Origin of the sequence: Gluconobacter cadivus (genome assembly GCF_015244745.1) — a bacterium.
GTDB classification, from domain to species: domain Bacteria; phylum Pseudomonadota; class Alphaproteobacteria; order Acetobacterales; family Acetobacteraceae; genus Gluconobacter; species Gluconobacter cadivus.
On the sequence record NZ_JABCQI010000009.1, the window covers coordinates 35,312 to 53,058 of the forward strand.

Below are 17,747 nucleotides of genomic sequence, written 5' to 3' on the forward strand. Positions count from 1 at the left end.
TCTTTGAGGCCGGGGCCTTTCTTGCGAGGGGAATGACATGTCCGGAACGGTTGGTTTATCGACGGATATTCTCTCGGAAGGAGAGAAAATGGATATCCGACGGTTCTGTGGGTATCCCGCGATCGGATCGCGGGAAGGAAACCAGGAATCATGGCGTTTCTTCCAGGTGGAAGGCGCGCTGGAATGGCGGATGAATTATCTGTCTGCGGCGGAGTTGCAGCAGATCCGGCTTTATCTGTCGCAGCTTTATCCGCTCGAAACCGCAATCACGGCGTCGTCGGACAATCTGGATACGGCGCGGGCGGCGAGTTGGTATCACAATGGTCGCGAAGTGCAGGACCGGATGATGTTGTTTACGTTGTGGCGTCGTCGTTTGTGTGCGTTTCTGGGTGTGACGGGTGGACTGGAACTGCAGGACGGCCGGGCAATCGTGGTTTGAGGAGGGCATTGTGCAGCAGGCAATGATCGCAGCCCGACTTTCCAGAGGATATGCCAAAGCGGCGCAGGTTCTGGGAGCTTTGGGCGAGCAGTATCGTCCTTCGAGCGGTCTGTCGCCGATGAGTGTGCTTTATGCGCAGCCGATGCTGGCTTTCGACGTAGATGCCGGGTTTTCGTTTGAGCGTCCGATTGGATGGGGGATTCCGACGGAATATGTGCTGACGGATCGCCGGGATGATACGCAGGTGGGCGATATTCTTGCTGCGAGTGGTCGGACGTATTTCGTAGCATCCGTAGAGCCTCTGCGGCCGCCGCTATGTGTGGTGTGTAGCCGGACCGTGTCGGTGAGCGGTGTTACAGGAGTGGTGCAGACGCTCGTATCGGACTGTCCGGCGGCTATTATCATGCGGGCGAAGGGGGAATCTTCGGGAAGTGGTGTTCCGGGGGCGACACGGCCGGGCCAGTCCGTAATGTATCTTCCGCTTCTGCCGGGAGTTGTTCTGACGCCTTATATGACGGTTACGACCGATTTGGGGACGACCTATACGGTCAATGCGGTGGAAACATCCGGGTTCGGTATTCGGTGCACCATGTCGTTTCAGCAGGTCTGAGGAGGGAGAAGAATGACGGATGCCTCCAAAGTCGGGCTGGCGCTCGCCTATAACTGCGCGCAGGTTCTTTATCCGCAGGGGCTGTCGGGTGTTTCTGTGACAGGGCGGCAGGTGGTGTTGCGGCGGGGATGGCTTTTGCCGAGCGATCTTTTTACAGCTCAGAATATTCGCAACAATATCGATTTCGTAACCGTTACAATGGCGTCGCGGAAAATGCCGGAATGGGCGGAACCACTGGGGCGCCCTTGGCGGGTGCAGCAAAAGGTTGAGCCTACGGTCGGAGTTGTTGTGACGGATGGGACGGTTGAGATCGTTTTTTCCGGTACTGCGACGCCGGCGGGAGTGGTGGCGGTCTGGCTGGATGATATGCCACAGGGAGGGGAACCTTCTGCGGCTTATGCGGTGACGGCTCAGGATACGCCCGAGACGGTTGCTGCGGCTTTGGCGGCGGCTTTGACTGGCGGTGTGACGAATGGTGCGGTTGTCAGTGTGTCGGGGCGGGTTCTGAATGGTTATGCCGGTGGCTATGGCCAGTCGGTGCGGGTGACGCGACGGCAGGCGCAGCTCTATCGGGTTTCGATCTGGACAGCGGATGCGACGGCGCGCGAGACGCTCGCATCTGTTCTGGATACCGCGCTGGCGGAGCAGAGCTGGATCAGCACTCTGGACGGGAGGGAAGCTCAGCTTCGCTTTCAGAGTGTGGAAGATGTCGACACGATGCAGAATGAGGCGTTGTATCGGCGGGATTATTTCTATGAGCTGGTATTCGATACCCTGCAGGTGCAGTGGGCGTCCGAAATGCTGTGCGGGATTGGAAACCTGTCCGCAGGGGAGGGGCTTTCGGCATCTTTCGGCGTTCTGGCACCCGGGGTGGCTAATCAGACGGTGACGGCGGCTCTGGAGGCCATGCAGGCTGTGGTTGCGGCGCAGGCGGTGGCTTCGGCTTATCCGGGCCTGAGCGTCGACCGTTTCGGGACGGTGGTTGCGCTCGGCAGCTGACGCAGAAGCTGGGTCATAAAAGCTGAAATTTCATCAGGAAAGCGGGTGGCCTTCATGGAGGTGCCCGCTTTCTGCATTTTGGAGAGCGATCCGGGGATGTCTCTGGTCTATCAGGCGGGAACGCTGAACACCACGGCACTGACCGTGCCAAATCTTTATGTGCAGATTGCCCAGCCGCAGACGCTGGCCCTTTCGGGCGTATCGTCTTCGGTGTTGGGGATTGTGGGAACCGCTGGCTGGGGGCCGGTGGGGATGCCGCTGCCGATCGGAGGCATGAGCGATTATGTCGCGGCGTTTGGGGGTAAGCAGAACAAGACGACCGATGCGGGTCTGGCGGTCAATATTGCTGTCATGCAGGGAGCGTCGACGTTCGTGGTTGTTCGGGTGACGGACGGAACGGATGTGGCGGCTTCCGGTACGCTTGACGGGGTGACGATTCAGGCTGTCTGCACTGGAAGTGCGGGTAATGGCATTGTTGCCGCAGTGACGGCTACGGGGTCCGGCTATGCGCTGGCGGTGACGCATGCCGAGCTGGGTTCAAGGACTTATGCCGGTGCGGACTGGTCCGGGATTGCCGCTGCTGTGGCGCAGGATCTGAGTGCGCTCGTGAAGGTTGTGTTGCCGGAAACGGTTCCGGCTGTGGCTGCTGCGAGTGTGACGCTTTCAGGCGGCACGGATGGTGGTGTTCCGACCACGGCGCAGTTCCTAGGGCAGGATAGCACAGTCCGGACGGGCATGTATGCGCTGCGTGGGCAGGGATGTGCCGTCGGGCTGCTACATGGTGTGTCGGACAGTACGTCCTATACGGCGCAGGCAGCTTTTGGGACGTCCGAGGGGGTCTATATGATCGCCGTGGGTCCCGCCGCGGATACGGTGACGAACGCGATTGCGGTCAAGGCATCAAGTGGTCTGGATGCGACGTCGGTCAAGCTCATGTTTGGGGACTGGCTGTGGTGGGATGATGACAGCAATGGTGTGATCCTTGTGAGTCCGCAGGCATTTGCGGGTGGCAGGCTGGCCGCGCTTTCACCTGAACAGTCCAGTCTGAACAAAGCGCTGTCGGGGGTTGTGGGAAGCCAGAAGGCCGGTCTGACGGGAAGCAGTGCGACGTATTCCACGGCGGAACTGTCCGTGCTGTTTACGGCTGGAATTGACGTGATCTGCAATCCGGCGCCGGGCGGAAGTTACTGGGCGGTACGGTGTGGGCATAATTCGTCCAGCAAGAGTACCATGAATGGCGACAACTACACGCGTCTGACGAACTATATTGCGTCTTCGCTTGCGGGGGGCATGGGTGGTTATGTCGGCGAGGTCATTAACGACACGCTGTTCAGTGATATTCGCTCGACGCTACTGGGCTTTTTGTCGTCTCTGCTGTCTCAGGGTATTCTGGGCGTCCAGAATGGTGAATTACCCTACAGTGTGGTTTGTGATTCGAGCAATAATCCGCAATCCCGCACGGCGCTCGGGTATGTGCAGGCGGATGTGGCTGTTCGATATCAGGGCATCAACGAGAAATTCATTGTCAATCTGCAGGGTGGCGCGTCTGTCACTGTATCGTCTGCTTCGGGGAGTGTCGGCTAAATGGCAAATCCATATAGCATTGGCCGGGATTGCCGGATTACGGTTCTGTGGAATGGCCAGCGGGTTGATCTGAGGGATGTGACGTCTTTCAGTGCGGCTCAGGAAACGCATGCTCTGCGTGCCAACCCGCTGAATGGTGTTCCTCTGGAATTCAATGTTCCGAATGGCTGGCGGGGAGCGTTCCAGATTGCCCGCGCCAATGCGGCGCTGGACAATCTGGTCGCGGCTGTGGAAGCAGCCTACTGGAATGCGGGGACGGTCGGAAGCGGGACGATCTACCAGTACGTTACGGAGCCGGATGGTTCGACGAGCACATGGGAGTTCAGTAATGTGTCCATGCAGTTGAAAAGTGATCCCTGGCAGGCGGATCACATGATCCATCAGACGGTCCAGTTCTTTGCTTCTACGAGGACCAAGATTTCGTGAGTAATTTTCCGCAGGAAATTGTTCTGTCAGATAAGCGCCGTCTGACGTTGCGCGAGATTGATCCGGCGGACATGCTGGATCTGATTGAAGCGGCGGGAAGTGCGATCAATGGGGCTTCAGCGTCTGCGTGGCTGGGCTACGCGGAAATGATCTGTTCCGTGACGGCGATTGATGGTGTGCCGGTTCAGATGCCGCAGAGCAAGGATGAGATCCGGGATCTTGCGCGGCGTGTCGGAAAATCTGGGATTGCTGCGCTGACGCCGCTTTTTGAACGTGATGCGGATGAGGATATCCGGGACGTCGCAAAAAACTGAGTCGGCACTCCGGGTTTCAGGAGATGCTTTATCTTCTGGATCACGGGGTGCCGTGGGATGTTTTGCGGGGGTGGTCAGGGGCGCGGCGTCTGGCCGCGTGTGTCATTACCGGTGAACGGGAAGGACACTGTTTTGACTGGGAAATGATGCGGTATCAGGGAGAGATATGATGCGGGAGAATATCTGGCGGAATATTCTCTTGGTCAGGACATTTTTCGGTCAGTCTGCCAGAGGGATGCTGCGAAGGGAGACGCCGATTTCGGCCGTGCCGCGTTTGCGGAAATCGGGTTGGGCGAAGACGGCTCATGCCAGAAATCATCCGGGGATTGCGGTCAGGATGGCGTATTCCGGAACGCGGGAAACATCCAGTACTCGGAGCGTACCCGGCGCAGGGAAGCCGACTGGGTTGCGAAATGAGGCGCACTTTTCAAGGCAAAAAGGGGATGAGGTATCGATGCTGCCCTCTTTTTCTGTCAGATCTGTTGTTGCTCTTGCCGGGAACAAGGGGCGGATTAAAAGGGTATCTACCTTTCCGAATTCTCCGCGGCAGATGTCTCAGCTGCGTGTCAAACAAGATAAAATAGTTTCTAATAAAAAACGTATTAACTTTGTTTTCCGAAGAACTGTCTCTCCGGAAAGACAATTGGGGTTGCTCGAAAGAATATTCCCTTCAAAGTCTGCGAGGCGTGTTGGGAGTGCTGCATCGTCCGTTGTTCTTGAGACGATGCGGCGGTCTGGAAACTCCTTGTTTGTGCCGCAAGCTCGGCCTCTCCTTGCGGGGGAGGGGATGTACGGAACGACCGGGCGGGAAGAGAAGTCGCAGCATGTTTTTTCAGAGGCTCGACCATCCCACAATACTGAAATTGTGAATGATCGTCTGGAGCATGAGGTGAGGAGCGGGGATTTTATATTGGGTCATCGTGATGCCCGTCTGGCGGCGCGTCGTTCTGGCGGAGGTGTGGATGAGATCATGCAGCCTCAGTATCCCGGTCGCAGTATCGGATTTTTCTGACAGAGGAGATGTTCCCTGATGGGTATTGGCCTTTCTGACATAGAAAATGCCATTGGCGCTGTGGGGCGTTTGGGGGCGTCGTCGCCTGTCATACTGGGAAGTCTGGTTCTGACGGGAATTGAGGTTCCGGACACGCTGCAGGTTGGCGGTCGTCAGATGCTGGTTGTGCATCGTTTGCCAGGTGGTGGGCGTGTTGTGGACGCGCTGGGCAATGATCCGGGGCGGCTGGAACTGCGGGGGCGTTTTCTCGGTCCTGACGCGCAGATGCGCGCGCAGGCAGTCGAGCGCATGCGCATGGCGGGACAGCAGGTTGCGTTCTCGGCGGCGGGTCTATCCGTACAGGTATGGATTGCGCAGTTTACTTACGTCTATCAGGCGAAGGGGGCTGTCTGTTCCTATAAGCTGGTGCTTGAGAGACCTCAGGAAACGACGTCCGTTCAGAGTCTGTCGACCCTGTCCGGTTTGTTGGGAGATGACGTCGGGAGTGCTCTCGACAGTTTTTCCGGGGTTGTTTCGGATGTCGCCGAAGGCGTCTTTACGGCAGCGGGGCAGGTGTCTTCGGTTGTCGGACAGGTGATGCCGCTGGCCAGTCTGGTTGGTGCAGGTGGTTTTGCTTCGAAAGTTACGGATGCACTGGGGACGGTCAATGGCATGGCGCAGAGTGGGATGAATCTCGCAACCGTTCCCTCCGCGCTGGCGTCTGTTGCGGGAGGGTTGCAAAATGCGGGAAGTGGTTTGCAGTCCATTATCGTCGGGACGGGACAGAATGTTGAGGCCATCCAGCCGGTCAACAGTGTTTCGCTGAATACTCTGGGTCAGAATGCAGCGCTTCTGAGTGCGGCGGCTGATGCGGGAGGGTTGGTCAACCGGTCTGCGGCGAATATTGCGGTGGCTAAGGGGCAGGAGACGGCTTTGCCGTCCGTTTTCGCATGAGGGAATGATGCAGGATATTATTGTCAGTGCTGCGGATATTTCCTTGTTTCATGTGGCGGCGCGTGAACTCGGAGATGCGTCCCAATGGTGGAGAATTGCGCAGGTTAATGGAATGGTTGACCCGGATCTGGGCAGGATTTCTGAGACGGTTGTTCTGAAGGTTCCATCGGTTGAGCCTGATCTGGTGTCCGGTCTGCCTGATGGAGCATTGGAATGAGTGTCAGAAACCTGGAGGTTCAGGTTCTTTTTGACGGGCAGGTCGATCCTGTTCTGGCGCTTGTGCAGTTTGAAATCGACGCCAGCCGTTATGAGGCGTGCGATATTGCTACGCTTCGACTGGCTGTCAGAAAGCAAGGAGTGGCAACGCCATGGTTTGAGGCGGAGCAGCCTGCGCGGAAGTGGGTGACACTTCAGATGCGGGATACCCAGAATATTGCGGCGGCCTGGACGACGCTGTTTCAGGGGCGTCTTGATCACATCGATTATGTGGCTGAGCATGCCATTCTGGAAATGGAATGTCGTGATGCGCTGGCAGCGTTGATGGATCTGCGTGTTCAGGATGCGTGGCTCAACCATACCCAGCAGGAACTTCTGGAAATTATGGCGCAGGCGGCGGGGCTTGAGGCACGGATTACGTTGCCTTCGGATCAGGCGGCGTTGATGGCGGGTCAGTTCTGGCAGATCGAGCATAAACGGGGTGCTCTTATGGGACAGCACCGTTTTCAGACTGCGGCGGATCTGGCGTTTACGATCGCAAGGGATGCGTTCTGTGACCTCTATGCCGACGGAACCTCTCTTGTCTGTCAGCCGCTGGGGTCTGCTTCGGATGCTGATGCGCAGGTGACGGATATGCGTCAGGCGGTTCTTGAGACCGGAATTGCGCGCGATTTGCAGTTGTTGGCGGGTGTGGTCGTTCATATGGCGTCGTGGGATTCCCGGCAGAGAAGTACGACTCACGTCTATTACGATGGTGTTTCTTTTTCTCAGGACGCACCTTCGGAAAATTCTACCATCCATACATTCCGTGTCCCCGGGCGTCGGCTGGAAGACTTGCAGAGGCTGGCGCGGGGAAAACACGCTCGCATTGTTGCTCATGCATTGTCTGTCCGAATTAAAATTCCTGGAATTATCGGAGTTTCGCCACGGAATTTCATGACCGTGGCGGTGGGAAATGGTGAGAAAACCCTGGGGATCGATCAGGTTCTCTCACGCTTTTCCGTGGAGCAGGGATTTGTGCAGCATGTCGTTCTAAGAGATCGGGGAGGTGAGGCATGAATGACGCCCGTTTTGATGCGGCCGCTCTGCAAGGTCGGACGGCGCATACCATGTTTGGGATCGTGTCTGCCGTTGATCCGGTCAATCATGCCGTCAAAGTTCGCATTCAGCCTGAAAACATAGAAACAGGCTGGATCCCGGATGCGTGCGGTGTGCATGCGGGGGATCTTCGGATTGCACGTCCGTCTTCTCCGGGAACGCATGTTGTGTTGCAACCGGTTGAGGGAGACGGAGAGCATCTGGTCGTGACGGGAAGTGTGTATGACACGGTGGTCATGGCGCCCGTGTCTCCGCTGACCGGTAAGGTTGCACAACCCGGCGAATTTCTTGTCAAAGGCGGGTGCGGTCTTCCGCCATTGTCTGCTTCCGGAAGTGTTGGGGCATCGTCTTCCGGTGCGGGGTGGTTACATATTGGTCCGGATGGTGTGGCGGCGGGGGCGGGAAATGCGTCTCTCCTTATCAAGAACGGGACGATAAGTCTTTCTGTTGGTGGAACGGATATGACGCTGACATCTGCCGGACTGACTCTCTCCGGAGGGGATATTCGCACCGACCAGCATTCTCTGAATGAACATATTCATCTGGCAGGAAGCCAGAAAACGGGAGGGCCGCTTGGATGATCGCTCTTTCGCATATTTTCGGGAATGATCTGGTTTTGTCCGCCGGAGGGCTTCAGACAGTTTCGGGATCGGAGCTTACGAGGCAGGGATTGCTGAGGCGTCTGCTGACGGTTGCGGGAAATTATGTCTGGCAGTCCGATTATGGGGTGGGGCTTCCGCTTATGGTGGGGCAGGTTATTGCTCCGGAAGCCATGGAATCCGTCATCCGGGCGCAGGTTCAGGAAGATGCCAATGTGGACTCTTCAGAGGCCGTGACTGTCACCGTGACGGATGAGGGGCTAGGCATTTGCAGATGTGATGTTTCCTATGTGGATGCCGGGTCCGGCCAGCAGCAGAGCCTGTCTTTTTCCTACTGAAATAATGAGAGCGGCACAGTATTGAACCGCTCCAAGAGGATGCGATGTCTCTCTCTTTACGTTCCTTTTCCACGACCGTTTCCACTGCGGTGACAACGGCGCAGGCATCCTGTTCGCAGTTGCTGGACGTTTCTATCGGTTCTCCCGTTCGGGCCCTGATGGAAAGTGTTGGCGGTGTTGGTTTATGGTTGCAGTATCTGGTGTTGCAATCACTGTTACGCACACGCCTGTCGACGTCAACGGGATCAGACTGTGACAGTTTTGTCTATGATTTTGGCATGAGTCGATTGCCCGGCACGGCAGCGACAGGTGTTGTGACGTTTACTTCTTTTCTGGCCAGCGAGCAGTCGGCAGTTATTCCTCCAGGAGTGATCGTGCGGACAGTCGGGGGGATCTCCTTTGCGGTGACGCAGGATCAGACTTTGCCGACATGGTCTGCCTCTGCGGGAGGGTATGTGCGGGCAGCGGGCGTTGCGACGTTGTCGGTTCCTGTGTCTTGTCAGGTGGTCGGATCGGTCGGAAATGTTTCGGTTGGTGCGATCTGTCTGATGGGAACGGCCGTAGCGGGGCTGGATACGGTGACGAATGGTGCACCCTTCCTTAATGGTTCCGATCAAGAAACGGATAGCCAGTTAAGGGCACGCTTTCCGCTCTGGCTGGCCGCAAAAGCCTCGGCCAGCAGGGCTGCGGTGGGTAATGCCATTGCCAATGTCCAGACGGATTTGAGTTATTCGCTGCGGGATGGTCTGGATACGGCAGGGAATGCGCGAAGCGGCTATTTTACGGCTGTAGTGAACGATGGAAGTGGTGTTCCGTCGGACCAGCTTTTATCAAATGTCTATGATGCCATTGATTCTGTGCGGGCTCTTGGGGTCGGTTTTGCTGTGCAGGCGCCTCAGGATCTGACGGTGAATGTATCCATGGATGTCATTGTGCCTTCGTCTGTTCCGATTCAGCAGGCCGTGAGCGCCATCCAGTCGGCCGTGTCCAAGGATATTGCGTCCACGACAGTGGGTGATGGTTATCCGTACAGCCGCCTGTCCTATCTGGCTTATGCTGGTGCGGGCGTTACCGTGACGTCAGTTCTGAATGTCCGACTGAATGGCGGGCAGATCGATATTCCTGCAAATGGCAACCAGGCACTCATGGTTGGGAATATTCAGATCAATGTCACTCAGGGTTGAGGGGGTGAATTCTGAATTCTTGGGACGGATGAGGACTTTTTATGGCTGTATTTAATACATATCCCAAACTCGACTCCCTGACGGGAGAAGAGGTTGTCGTACTGGCAGATTCCAGCGGTACACGAACCGTTACGGCGACGGTCTCCCAGATTATCGAGGCACCCGTCAGTGTTGCGGCAAGTGGGCAGTTCTACTCGGATAAGGGCGCTCAGATAAAACGGTTTGCGGACCGGCTTCTGGTGGGTGTTGCAGCCGATAATCCTACTTTGAGTGACAGGGCAAGTTCGTCGCAGGATGACTGGCTTTCGGAAACCATGGGGGCAACATCCATCGGTCCCTGGGCATTGCAGGATGCTCAGTGTGCGTCGCTTGCACAGTTTGGCAACAGTGCGTTTGTTGCGGGGTCGCGCACATCCGATGCCGTGACCGGTAAGGCGTTGCTGGGTTTTCAGCCGAGTTCCATCGGGGTGGCGTCCTGGGGAATTTCCGATGATACGTCCAGTCCGACAACCACAACCGCTTATGCCTATTATGGCGAAGCGTGGCGTCTGGCCGGAGTGAATTATCAGCCAACTTTCGGAATGGAGCTTGAGGCTGTCAATTTTGGGGGCCTTGCAGTGGGACAGTCGACGCCTTATGCGCCAAATGTTGGCGGGGGCGTCTATGGGATCCAGCTTGGCGCAGGTGGCGGCCAGACATCGGGGACTTCCGATGCTGCGGCAGGTATGGTGTTCGTTTCCAATCCGAATTCATGGCAAACGGGCATTGTGTTTGGGGCCCAGTCCCTGACTGGGACGGATGGCAAGGATTCCGGATATGCCTCCGCTGTTTCCCTTGCGCGCAACCAGGCTGTGGAGTGGCACACTCCTGAGACCGTTTCGGGTGTAGCCGGGTCCAATGTTGGTGCATTTGTCCGTTCTACCGTGACGGAACGCACCAACGGCATGCGTCAGGAATTTACGGATAACGGGATCCTCTTTGGTAATATCGAAGGTGAGACGCTGTTTTCTGTCGCTAGCATGCCAAGCCCGACCAACGCGCTTCAGGTTCAGGCGGGCGCCGGGACACAGGCAGCCGGTCTGTATGTGCAGGAAGGGAGCGGTGGATCAGGAAATCTGGGGCTTTTTCCAGCAAGCGGCGGGGAGTTGCAGATTACGTCTCCGGTGACGGGGCCAGGGGGGACGATGCCCACTGTTGCCAATGGGGGTTTTCTGCATATCAACGTCAACGGTGCAGATTATCGTATTCCGCTGATGGCTCCAGACCAGGTCGGAGGGTGAGGGGATGGCGGTTCTTTACGATGAAGGCAAAGACATCCTCCGAGCTTCTGATGGTAGCGTTCTGCTGGATACGGGGCCTGCGCCTGGCTCTATAGAGGATTTTGCAGGGCGGTTCCGGCGTCTTTTGCCGACGGGGTGGTTTCCGCCTGCTCCTCAAGGGCTGGAAGCAGAATCCGCACCGGTACTGGCCGCAATTCTGCGTGGTTTTGGTGCGGTTTTGGCCGGAATCTGGCAATTAATGCAGGAATGTTCCTTGCAGATGCGTCTTGCAACAATGAGCGGCGCTTTTCTGGATATGGCTGCCGAAGATTATTTCGGGGATGGGGGACTGGTTCGTCAGGCATCCGAGCCGGATGTCGTGTATCGCAAACGCATCCGTGCTGCACTGTTTGCCGAACGCAACACCCGTCAAGCTGTAACGAATGCGCTTGTTGCGGTGACGGGTGTGCAGCCGGTGATTATCGAAACCCTCAATGCGTCCGACTGTCATGCGCTTGCCTGTGAATCGGTTCCTGCCATGGGCGGGGGGTACGGTTATGGTGCGCAGGCCCTGCGTTACGGCAGCCTTCAAGGTGGTCAGTTTTTTGTGGAAACACAGTTGGGAAAAGCCGCAGATCTGGCGACAGTCTGCCGTGTTGTCGATCAGACAGCAGCCATGGGCGTTACCGGCTGGATCAAGGTGAAAAATTAATGGATCGGGCCATCGTTTATGCGGGATCAATCCCGCTCGATACGGATCTGCTGCGGGCAGGGCGCTATACCAAGGCGGCATTCGGTAATCTGGCGTCCATGCTTTACGGACCTAATGTCATGGCGGCCTCGGGACTGGGATGTTCGGCGGCTTATAACAGCCTGAATCTGACGATTGAGGCAGGGTCGATTGTTGCTCCCGGCGTTATGGATGCTTCCACCATTGGTGGCAATGGTGGAGGTCTGGCAGCGGATACGACCGCTCTCACATGCCAGTATATCAGCACGGCCTCGCAGACCATTACTCTGCCAGGCTCCGGCAACACCTATACGATTTATGCTCTCTGTTCCGAACAGGATGCTGACCTGACGGTGCTTCCGTTCTTCAATGCCAGCAATCCCTTCCAGACACAGGCTGGTATTGAGAACAACGGCAGCGCGCTTCCTGTGCGTCGGACGGGCACTATGACCTTTGTCGCGGCAACTAACCCTCCTGTTGCTCCGACGGGTGGGTGTGTTGTAGCGCTTTATACGATTACGGTGCCGCAGGGAGCGTCTACTCTGGCGGGAGTAACGGCTCAACCAGGACAGGTGTTCTGGCCGACCATTCCTGAGCTGGCGACGCAGGCTCTGCTGAAGGCGTCGACCGAACCCATGACACTCGTGACCGGAAATGGCTCGGTTTCCATCCCGGCCTGGGCATCCAGAGTGGAATTGCGCGTTATCGGTGCCGGTGGGGGTGGCGCGGCCTCGCAGGCCACGACGACTGCCAGTTCGTTTTCTGGTGCCGGCGGCGGCGGCGGCGGGGATGCCTGGGGCATTTATACCGTCAGTCCAACGCAGGGCAGCGGACTGGCGATTACGGTCGGGAATGGCGGCGGGTCCGAACAGACGGGTGGTACGTCTCTTGTCAGCTATCTCGGGCAGACACTCCTGCAGGCCGAAGGCGGACAGGGTGGCACGTTCTATTCCACGACGGGGTCTGCAGGCGGTGTCGGTGGAAATGCTTCTGGCGGTACCGTCTGGAACCAGAGCGGAACGTCCGGTGGTGATGGACAGTGTAACGCCTACACGTTCTCAGGCTATGGAGGCGATGGCCCGTGGGGTGGTGCAGGGCGTTGCGGCAATCAGGGCGGCCGGAACGCCACACGATATGGCGCGGGCGGTGGTGGCTCCTATTCAGCGACGACCGACGGCGCATCGTCCAGTGGGGGCACAGGATATCAGGGCTGTGTCCTGTACCGTTTCCTGCCCTGACAGGCTCAGTTCAGCGCAGGTGTGTCATCCGCCATATCGGAAGGTGGCATGCTTTTGCTGAACTGTTCCACCTCTTCTGCCGAAACAGGGGAGGCGTTGTTTCCCCATGCATGCCGGATGAATGTCACGACATCGGCAATCTGCTGATCGGTCAGCTTGTGGTTAAACGCAGGCATCGTGAAGGAGGAGGGAGCGGCAGTCATGGCAGGAAGGGTCGCGCCAGCCTGAATGATATGAACGAGCGACACCGGGTCGGTCTGCATCACGACGGGATTGCCTGCCAGCGGCGGAAAGACGGCAGGATATCCCTTGCCGTCAGTACGATGGCAGGCGGCGCAACGATCAATATAGACGCGCGCCCCTCGCGATGAGAGATCCGCTTTGTGAAGCTGATCCGTAATGGTGGGGTCGTATGTCCAGGCTGTCTGGGACTGGTCGGCCGCTTGAAGGCTTTTGAGGTAATGCGCGATCGCCCGCAAATCCTCATTCGTCAGTTTCTGTGTGCCATGCAGAACGGCAGACGTCATGGACCCGAAGACGCTTCCGGTCTCGGCGCGACCAGTCTTGAGGAACGCCACGATATCCTCTTCGCGCCAGCGGCCCAACCCGGTCCGGTTTTCCTGACGCAGGGACGGAGGCGTCCAGCCATCCACCACGGCTCCACCAGACAGATAAAGACTGCCGCCATCGGCCGTCAGGGCTTTTTCCTGCATGGTGATGGCGCGTGGAGAATGACAGGCTCCGCAATGGGCGGGCCCTTCCACGAGATAGGCGCCCCGTGCCAGTTGGGGATCGGTAAATTCTCCGGCGGTGCGGGTGATGGCCTTATGAGGCGTGGGCGCAAAAATCCAGCGCCAGAACGTCAGTGGCCACCGCATAGACAGCGGCCACTTAATCTCGTTGTCAGGCGTTGCAACGGAAGCCGCTGGAACGCCTTTCCTGAAATAGACAAACAATGCGTGAATATCGCTGTCTGTCATCCGGGCATATGAGGGAAATGGCATGGCGGGATAAAGGGTTGAGCCATCCCGGCGAACGCCTTCCCGTACGGCACGGCTGAACTGTGCTTCCGTATAGCGTCCAATCCCGTGTTCGGGGTCGGGGGTGATATTGGTGGAGTAGATTTTCCCCATAGGAAGAGAAAATGATACTCCTCCAGAATATTCCGGTTTCCCGTGAACGGAATGGCAGGCCGCGCAGTCGGAGGCAGCCGCCAAATAGCGTCCTTTTTCCAGAGTAGCTGTGTCAGCCTCCTGCGCGGCCGCAGATCTCGTCAGTCCGGCTCCGAGAATGACGGCGATGAAGAGAGTTTTCTTCATGCTTTTACCAGCGGGCCAGGGGATTTGAGATATGTCGCCCGAATATGGTGTGCAGCCCAGTAGGCGAGCGCGGCCACCATTCCCGTCGGATTATATCCCATACCCTGTGGAAACGCATTCGATCCGATGACGAAAACGTTGGACACATCCCAGCTCTGAAGATAGCGGTTGATCGCGCTGGTCTGGGGATTTTCTCCCATGATGGCACCGCCTCCCAGATGGGTGGTCTGATAGGTGCGTGTGTCGAAGGGTTGACCCGCATTGAGATGAACCAGATTCATTTTCGTTGCCCCCATGGCGCGGGCAATGGGTTCGATCTTGCTCACCACATACTGGTTCATGCGGATGTCGTTGTCTTTCCATGTGAAGGTCATGCGGAGCAGTGGTTGTCCGTAAGCATCCTTCCATGTGGGATCGAGATCCAGATAGACATCCCGATACGCCATGTTGCTGCCATGCGCGTCGATGCCGAGCGAATGCTTGTAGGTATTGACGAGGGAGTCCTTGTAGGCGGAGCCCCATCGCGGCGTGCCTCCCCCTCCGGCGCCGAGTGCGGCGGCAATCGGCTTTACACCCGCCTGATTGACCCAGACAGGCGATCCCCCCACAAAACCAAGCGGTCCGTGATCGAAATTCATGCTGTTGAAATCGTCAATGGCAACTCCGGCTCCGCCCGCTCCGACAAACTGGTTCGTATAGGTTGAAGGCGGTAGCCAGACGCGTGAGGACGTGATCGTTTGATAAACGAAATTGCGTCCGACTGTTCCGGTGTTGCTGACGGGATCGTAGGGTTTTCCGATCCCGGACATGAGCATCAAATGAACGTTGTGGAACTGGAACGCCCCCAGAATAATCAGATCCGCCGAGAGCGAGGTTTCTTTCCGGGTTTTCGTGTCCAGATATGTGACGCCGGTCGCTTTTGTTTTCGTGCTGTCGAGATCGACGCGCAGAACATGGGCGTTCGGGATAAGGGAAAATCTCGGATCCTGCCGCAGGACAGGCAGAATGTTCACGTTGGGTGAGGCTTTTGAATACAGGTAGCAGTCATACCCGCTGCAATAACCGCAGAAATTACATGGCCCCATCTGGCAGCCGTAAGTGTTGGTATATTGCCGCGAAGCGTTGGCCGCGGGAAGGGAATAGGGGTGGTACCCGGCATTTTTTGCGGCATCCCGGAAAACTGATGCCGAAAAAGTATCCTTCATCGCTGGAAGGGGAAAATTATCAGAACGATCCGGAGAAAAAACATTTCCGTCTCCAACGATTTTTCCCTGAACTTTGTAAGCTTCGCCTGCTGTCCCGAAAACCTTTTCTGCTTTGTCGAAAAAAGGTTCGAGCTCGTCGTAGCTGACGCCATAATCCTGAAGGTTCATACCTTCGGGAATGAATTTCTCGCCATATCGTTCGATTATGGCGCTGCGGAGCCTAAGGTCTTCAGGGGCAACGCGGAAATGAACGCCAGACCAGTGCAGACCCGCACCGCCGACGCCTTCGCCGGGCAAAAATGCTGCGAGTTGCCGGTACGGCAGGGCCGTCTGGTCCATGGTATTGCGGATCGTCAGGGTCGACTGGGACAGGTTCTGGAAAAGCCGCTTGCGGATGGCTCCGCGCAGTTCATCAATGGATTCTGGATAGGCTCCTTCAACGGGCGTCGTTCTTTCCGCCCCCCGCTCGAGCATGACGACCGACAGACCGGCTTCGGTCAGTTCCTTGGCCATAATTGAGCCGGCCCAGCCGGCGCCTACAATGATCGCATCGACATGTTTGACCATCAGGCAGTCTCCCCGGAAATGGAAACCGGACCGATGGGGTAGGACGCACCTTCCTGATTCACCCAGTCCATGAAGTCTGCTCGGGCTCCGGGAAAGCCCAGCATGACCCATCCCCCAAGGCCCCGGTTGCCACCGTAAAGCGGATCGGCAAAAGCTCCTTCTAGTGTGTTGGTCCGAAGCTGTTCGAAAAAGACACGCCCCGGAATGTCCCCAAGCTGTACCGATCCGCCTTCCAGGGCTGTCAGGATTTCGTCCTGCTGCAGAGCGGACAGAGCCGCAAATCCCTTCCCGTATTGCTGACGGGCGTAGTGCTCCACGCCTGCAATCCCTTTGCGGTACAGGTCCTTGGGGACGAACGGCAGTTGGTAGCCCAGATTGGCTGGTCCCTGCTCGAACGGGCCGGACATGTACCAGTTCTCCCCCAAAGCGTATGGGGTCTGCATCTGCCGGTCCAGGAATTCCGCAACACCGAGCGCCCTTGCGCCCGGACCGTTATGGTCAGCGGGAAACAGGCGTTCGCAGGCGGATTCGAGAAACTGGTATTCCGCAGCATTGAAAAAAGCCGGTTGATAGGGCTGGGCCGCTTCAGCAGCCAGAGCTTCGGCCCAGTGGGCATTTCCTGACGCCACCCAGAATGACGTGGTTCCCAGAAGGCCTTTCATGACACTGCGGCGCAGTGGATTGTTTAATGTCGGTTCCATGGGCGCACAGCTTTCTTCGGGGATAGAACCAAAGGGTATAGAAAATATGGGAATGGGTAATTTACAAAGCCTGTTTTCTAACGAAGACAGATGAAGCCCGCCAGACGACCGCTCATCACAACCTGCCGAGAGGCCTTAACCCGAACTGAAATTCAGTGGGTTGCGGAACTGCCCGTTGAAGGAAGTTGCAGGGTTCCGGGCTGGGGTGAGCGCTGGACGGTGGCGGGCGTGGTTGTGGTGTCGGTCTCTGCACCCGTCGGGAAAATAGCATCCGGAGCATTGGGGGCCGCAACAACGGGCGTTACGGTTTTTGCAGACGTAGGAGGTGCCGTATCCGGTGTGCTCAGTGTGGGCGTTGTGGGTGCTGTGACCGGCTTAGCTCCCGGAACGCCCAGTGTCTGCTGCTCTACGCCGCCATTGACGATTGGCGTTCCCGCAGCATCTGTCATCCAGGACAGGAGCTTCTTGCGGATCTGAAATTCCAGCTCCACATTCATATCCTGCATCATCTGGTTGGTAAGGGTATAGAGTTCCTTGCGGGATGTCGGATCGCGGTCTCCGGCGTCCAGCTTGCGCGTGATGCGGGCATGAACGAATCCGGTATGCTGGTTGTTGGCATCCGCGACATTCAACTGCACATCCATGGCGCCTTCCACCGCATTGTTGCCCGCACGGTTCAGATAGGCCTGCTTGATGATGAAGTCTGCCTTGCCCGAAGTCCCGCTGGCGACCAGACGCTGTGCGGCCATGTTTTTAAGCGCCTGATCCGGTGCAATGGGTGCTTTGGCCGACAGGGAATCCAGTGCAGCAGGCGCTTCGTCCTGAACGTCGATCGAAGCCACATTCAGATGGATCTGAGGAAGATAGCTGTAATCGGTCGGGGGGAATGTCTCGTCCGCAGTTTCGTCCGAGCAGGCCGTCAGACCCAGAGACAGCATCAGGGCTCCCAGACCGGTCCAGTAACGTATGCGCATAT

Annotated in this window: 20 protein-coding genes; 16 read left to right on the top strand and 4 right to left on the bottom strand. The window is 57.3% G+C overall.

Annotated features, from left to right (window positions below; genetic code table 11):
* Positions 1-37 precede the first annotated feature (37 nt).
* From HKD28_RS12915 to HKD28_RS12990, 16 genes are all read left to right on the top strand, one after another.
* A complete protein-coding gene (locus tag HKD28_RS12915; protein ID WP_194262753.1) occupies positions 38-439 on the top strand; it encodes a hypothetical protein in 402 nt (133 codons plus the stop codon).
* 10 nt (positions 440-449) lie between these two features.
* On the top strand, positions 450-1,049 hold the full coding sequence (locus tag HKD28_RS12920; protein WP_194268674.1) for a hypothetical protein: 600 nt from the start codon (positions 450-452) through the stop codon (positions 1,047-1,049).
* A gap of 12 nt (positions 1,050-1,061) precedes the next feature.
* Positions 1,062-2,048, top strand: coding sequence for a hypothetical protein (locus tag HKD28_RS12925; RefSeq protein ID WP_194268675.1), 987 nt, complete (start codon positions 1,062-1,064; stop codon positions 2,046-2,048).
* Positions 2,049-2,144: 96 nt separating this feature from the next.
* Positions 2,145-3,632 carry a phage tail sheath protein gene (locus HKD28_RS12930; RefSeq protein ID WP_194268730.1) on the top strand — a complete coding sequence of 496 codons (1,488 nt, stop codon included), beginning with the start codon at positions 2,145-2,147 and terminating at the stop codon, positions 3,630-3,632.
* Complete coding sequence (locus HKD28_RS12935) at positions 3,633-4,058, top strand: hypothetical protein (protein ID WP_062108428.1); 426 nt, start codon at positions 3,633-3,635, stop codon at positions 4,056-4,058. It abuts the gene before it with no gap.
* Positions 4,055-4,372: a hypothetical protein gene (locus HKD28_RS12940; RefSeq protein WP_194268676.1), complete on the top strand. Its 318-nt coding sequence runs from the start codon at positions 4,055-4,057 to the stop codon at positions 4,370-4,372. The genes HKD28_RS12935 and HKD28_RS12940 overlap by 4 nt, the downstream gene beginning before the upstream one ends.
* Before the next feature lie 454 nt (positions 4,373-4,826).
* A complete protein-coding gene (locus HKD28_RS12945) occupies positions 4,827-5,384 on the top strand; it encodes a hypothetical protein (protein WP_194268677.1) in 558 nt (185 codons plus the stop codon).
* An 18-nt stretch (positions 5,385-5,402) separates the two neighbouring features.
* Positions 5,403-6,317, top strand: a complete 915-nt coding sequence (locus HKD28_RS12950) for a hypothetical protein (protein WP_194268678.1) — start codon at positions 5,403-5,405, stop codon at positions 6,315-6,317.
* 4 nt (positions 6,318-6,321) lie between these two features.
* Positions 6,322-6,534: a hypothetical protein gene (locus tag HKD28_RS12955; RefSeq protein WP_235993468.1), complete on the top strand. Its 213-nt coding sequence runs from the start codon at positions 6,322-6,324 to the stop codon at positions 6,532-6,534.
* Complete coding sequence (locus tag HKD28_RS12960) at positions 6,531-7,592, top strand: hypothetical protein (protein WP_194268679.1); 1,062 nt, start codon at positions 6,531-6,533, stop codon at positions 7,590-7,592. Before HKD28_RS12955 ends, HKD28_RS12960 begins: the two co-directional genes overlap by 4 nt.
* Entirely contained in the window at positions 7,589-8,212 is a 624-nt protein-coding gene (locus HKD28_RS12965; protein WP_194262761.1) for a phage baseplate assembly protein V, read from the top strand. The genes HKD28_RS12960 and HKD28_RS12965 overlap by 4 nt, the downstream gene beginning before the upstream one ends.
* A complete protein-coding gene (locus tag HKD28_RS12970) occupies positions 8,209-8,568 on the top strand; it encodes a phage tail protein (RefSeq protein ID WP_194262762.1) in 360 nt (119 codons plus the stop codon). The genes HKD28_RS12965 and HKD28_RS12970 overlap by 4 nt, the downstream gene beginning before the upstream one ends.
* A 44-nt stretch (positions 8,569-8,612) precedes the next feature.
* Positions 8,613-9,752: a baseplate J/gp47 family protein gene (locus HKD28_RS12975; protein WP_194268680.1), complete on the top strand. Its 1,140-nt coding sequence runs from the start codon at positions 8,613-8,615 to the stop codon at positions 9,750-9,752.
* Between the two features lie 41 nt (positions 9,753-9,793).
* Complete coding sequence (locus HKD28_RS12980) at positions 9,794-11,032, top strand: hypothetical protein (RefSeq protein ID WP_194268681.1); 1,239 nt, start codon at positions 9,794-9,796, stop codon at positions 11,030-11,032.
* Positions 11,033-11,036: 4 nt separating this feature from the next.
* Positions 11,037-11,723: a hypothetical protein gene (locus HKD28_RS12985; RefSeq protein ID WP_194268682.1), complete on the top strand. Its 687-nt coding sequence runs from the start codon at positions 11,037-11,039 to the stop codon at positions 11,721-11,723.
* The gene (locus tag HKD28_RS12990) at positions 11,723-12,979 is read left to right on the top strand and encodes a glycine-rich domain-containing protein (RefSeq protein WP_194268683.1); all 1,257 of its coding nucleotides are present in this window, start codon (positions 11,723-11,725) and stop codon (positions 12,977-12,979) included. Before HKD28_RS12985 ends, HKD28_RS12990 begins: the two co-directional genes overlap by 1 nt.
* 5 nt (positions 12,980-12,984) lie before the next feature.
* Here the strand turns inward: HKD28_RS12990 and HKD28_RS12995 are convergent, their stop codons facing one another.
* The 4 genes from HKD28_RS12995 to HKD28_RS13010 form a co-directional block, all read right to left on the bottom strand.
* Positions 12,985-14,298 (bottom strand): cytochrome c, encoded by a 1,314-nt coding sequence (locus HKD28_RS12995; protein ID WP_194268684.1) that lies wholly within the window; start codon positions 14,296-14,298, stop codon positions 12,985-12,987.
* Positions 14,295-16,070 carry a GMC family oxidoreductase gene (locus tag HKD28_RS13000; RefSeq protein WP_407925772.1) on the bottom strand — a complete coding sequence of 592 codons (1,776 nt, stop codon included), beginning with the start codon at positions 16,068-16,070 and terminating at the stop codon, positions 14,295-14,297. Before HKD28_RS13000 ends, HKD28_RS12995 begins: the two co-directional genes overlap by 4 nt.
* The gene (locus tag HKD28_RS13005; RefSeq protein ID WP_194268685.1) at positions 16,070-16,771 is read right to left on the bottom strand and encodes a gluconate 2-dehydrogenase subunit 3 family protein; all 702 of its coding nucleotides are present in this window, start codon (positions 16,769-16,771) and stop codon (positions 16,070-16,072) included. The genes HKD28_RS13000 and HKD28_RS13005 overlap by 1 nt, the downstream gene beginning before the upstream one ends.
* Before the next feature lie 152 nt (positions 16,772-16,923).
* Positions 16,924-17,745: a hypothetical protein gene (locus HKD28_RS13010; RefSeq protein WP_194268686.1), complete on the bottom strand. Its 822-nt coding sequence runs from the start codon at positions 17,743-17,745 to the stop codon at positions 16,924-16,926.
* Between the last annotated feature and the right edge of the window lie 2 nt (positions 17,746-17,747).

Bases quoted from the DNA above. Each gene is read 5' to 3' on its own strand.
- HKD28_RS12915 (WP_194262753.1), top strand. From the start codon at position 38: ATGTCCGGAACGGTTGGTTTATCGACGGATATTCTCTCGGAAGGAGAG.
- HKD28_RS12985 (WP_194268682.1), top strand. From the start codon at position 11,037: ATGGCGGTTCTTTACGATGAAGGCAAAGACATCCTCCGAGCTTCTGAT.
- HKD28_RS12970 (WP_194262762.1), top strand. From the start codon at position 8,209: ATGATCGCTCTTTCGCATATTTTCGGGAATGATCTGGTTTTGTCCGCC.
- HKD28_RS13010 (WP_194268686.1), bottom strand. From the start codon at position 17,745: ATGCGCATACGTTACTGGACCGGTCTGGGAGCCCTGATGCTGTCTCTG.
- HKD28_RS12930 (WP_194268730.1), top strand. From the start codon at position 2,145: ATGTCTCTGGTCTATCAGGCGGGAACGCTGAACACCACGGCACTGACC.
- HKD28_RS12945 (WP_194268677.1), top strand. From the start codon at position 4,827: ATGCTGCCCTCTTTTTCTGTCAGATCTGTTGTTGCTCTTGCCGGGAAC.
- HKD28_RS12965 (WP_194262761.1), top strand. From the start codon at position 7,589: ATGAATGACGCCCGTTTTGATGCGGCCGCTCTGCAAGGTCGGACGGCG.
- HKD28_RS12975 (WP_194268680.1), top strand. From the start codon at position 8,613: ATGTCTCTCTCTTTACGTTCCTTTTCCACGACCGTTTCCACTGCGGTG.
- HKD28_RS12950 (WP_194268678.1), top strand. From the start codon at position 5,403: ATGGGTATTGGCCTTTCTGACATAGAAAATGCCATTGGCGCTGTGGGG.
- HKD28_RS12980 (WP_194268681.1), top strand. From the start codon at position 9,794: ATGGCTGTATTTAATACATATCCCAAACTCGACTCCCTGACGGGAGAA.
- HKD28_RS12960 (WP_194268679.1), top strand. From the start codon at position 6,531: ATGAGTGTCAGAAACCTGGAGGTTCAGGTTCTTTTTGACGGGCAGGTC.
- HKD28_RS12995 (WP_194268684.1), bottom strand. From the start codon at position 14,298: ATGAAGAAAACTCTCTTCATCGCCGTCATTCTCGGAGCCGGACTGACG.
- HKD28_RS13000 (WP_407925772.1), bottom strand. From the start codon at position 16,070: ATGGTCAAACATGTCGATGCGATCATTGTAGGCGCCGGCTGGGCCGGC.
- HKD28_RS12990 (WP_194268683.1), top strand. From the start codon at position 11,723: ATGGATCGGGCCATCGTTTATGCGGGATCAATCCCGCTCGATACGGAT.
- HKD28_RS12935 (WP_062108428.1), top strand. From the start codon at position 3,633: ATGGCAAATCCATATAGCATTGGCCGGGATTGCCGGATTACGGTTCTG.
- HKD28_RS12955 (WP_235993468.1), top strand. From the start codon at position 6,322: ATGATGCAGGATATTATTGTCAGTGCTGCGGATATTTCCTTGTTTCAT.
- HKD28_RS13005 (WP_194268685.1), bottom strand. From the start codon at position 16,771: ATGGAACCGACATTAAACAATCCACTGCGCCGCAGTGTCATGAAAGGC.
- HKD28_RS12925 (WP_194268675.1), top strand. From the start codon at position 1,062: ATGACGGATGCCTCCAAAGTCGGGCTGGCGCTCGCCTATAACTGCGCG.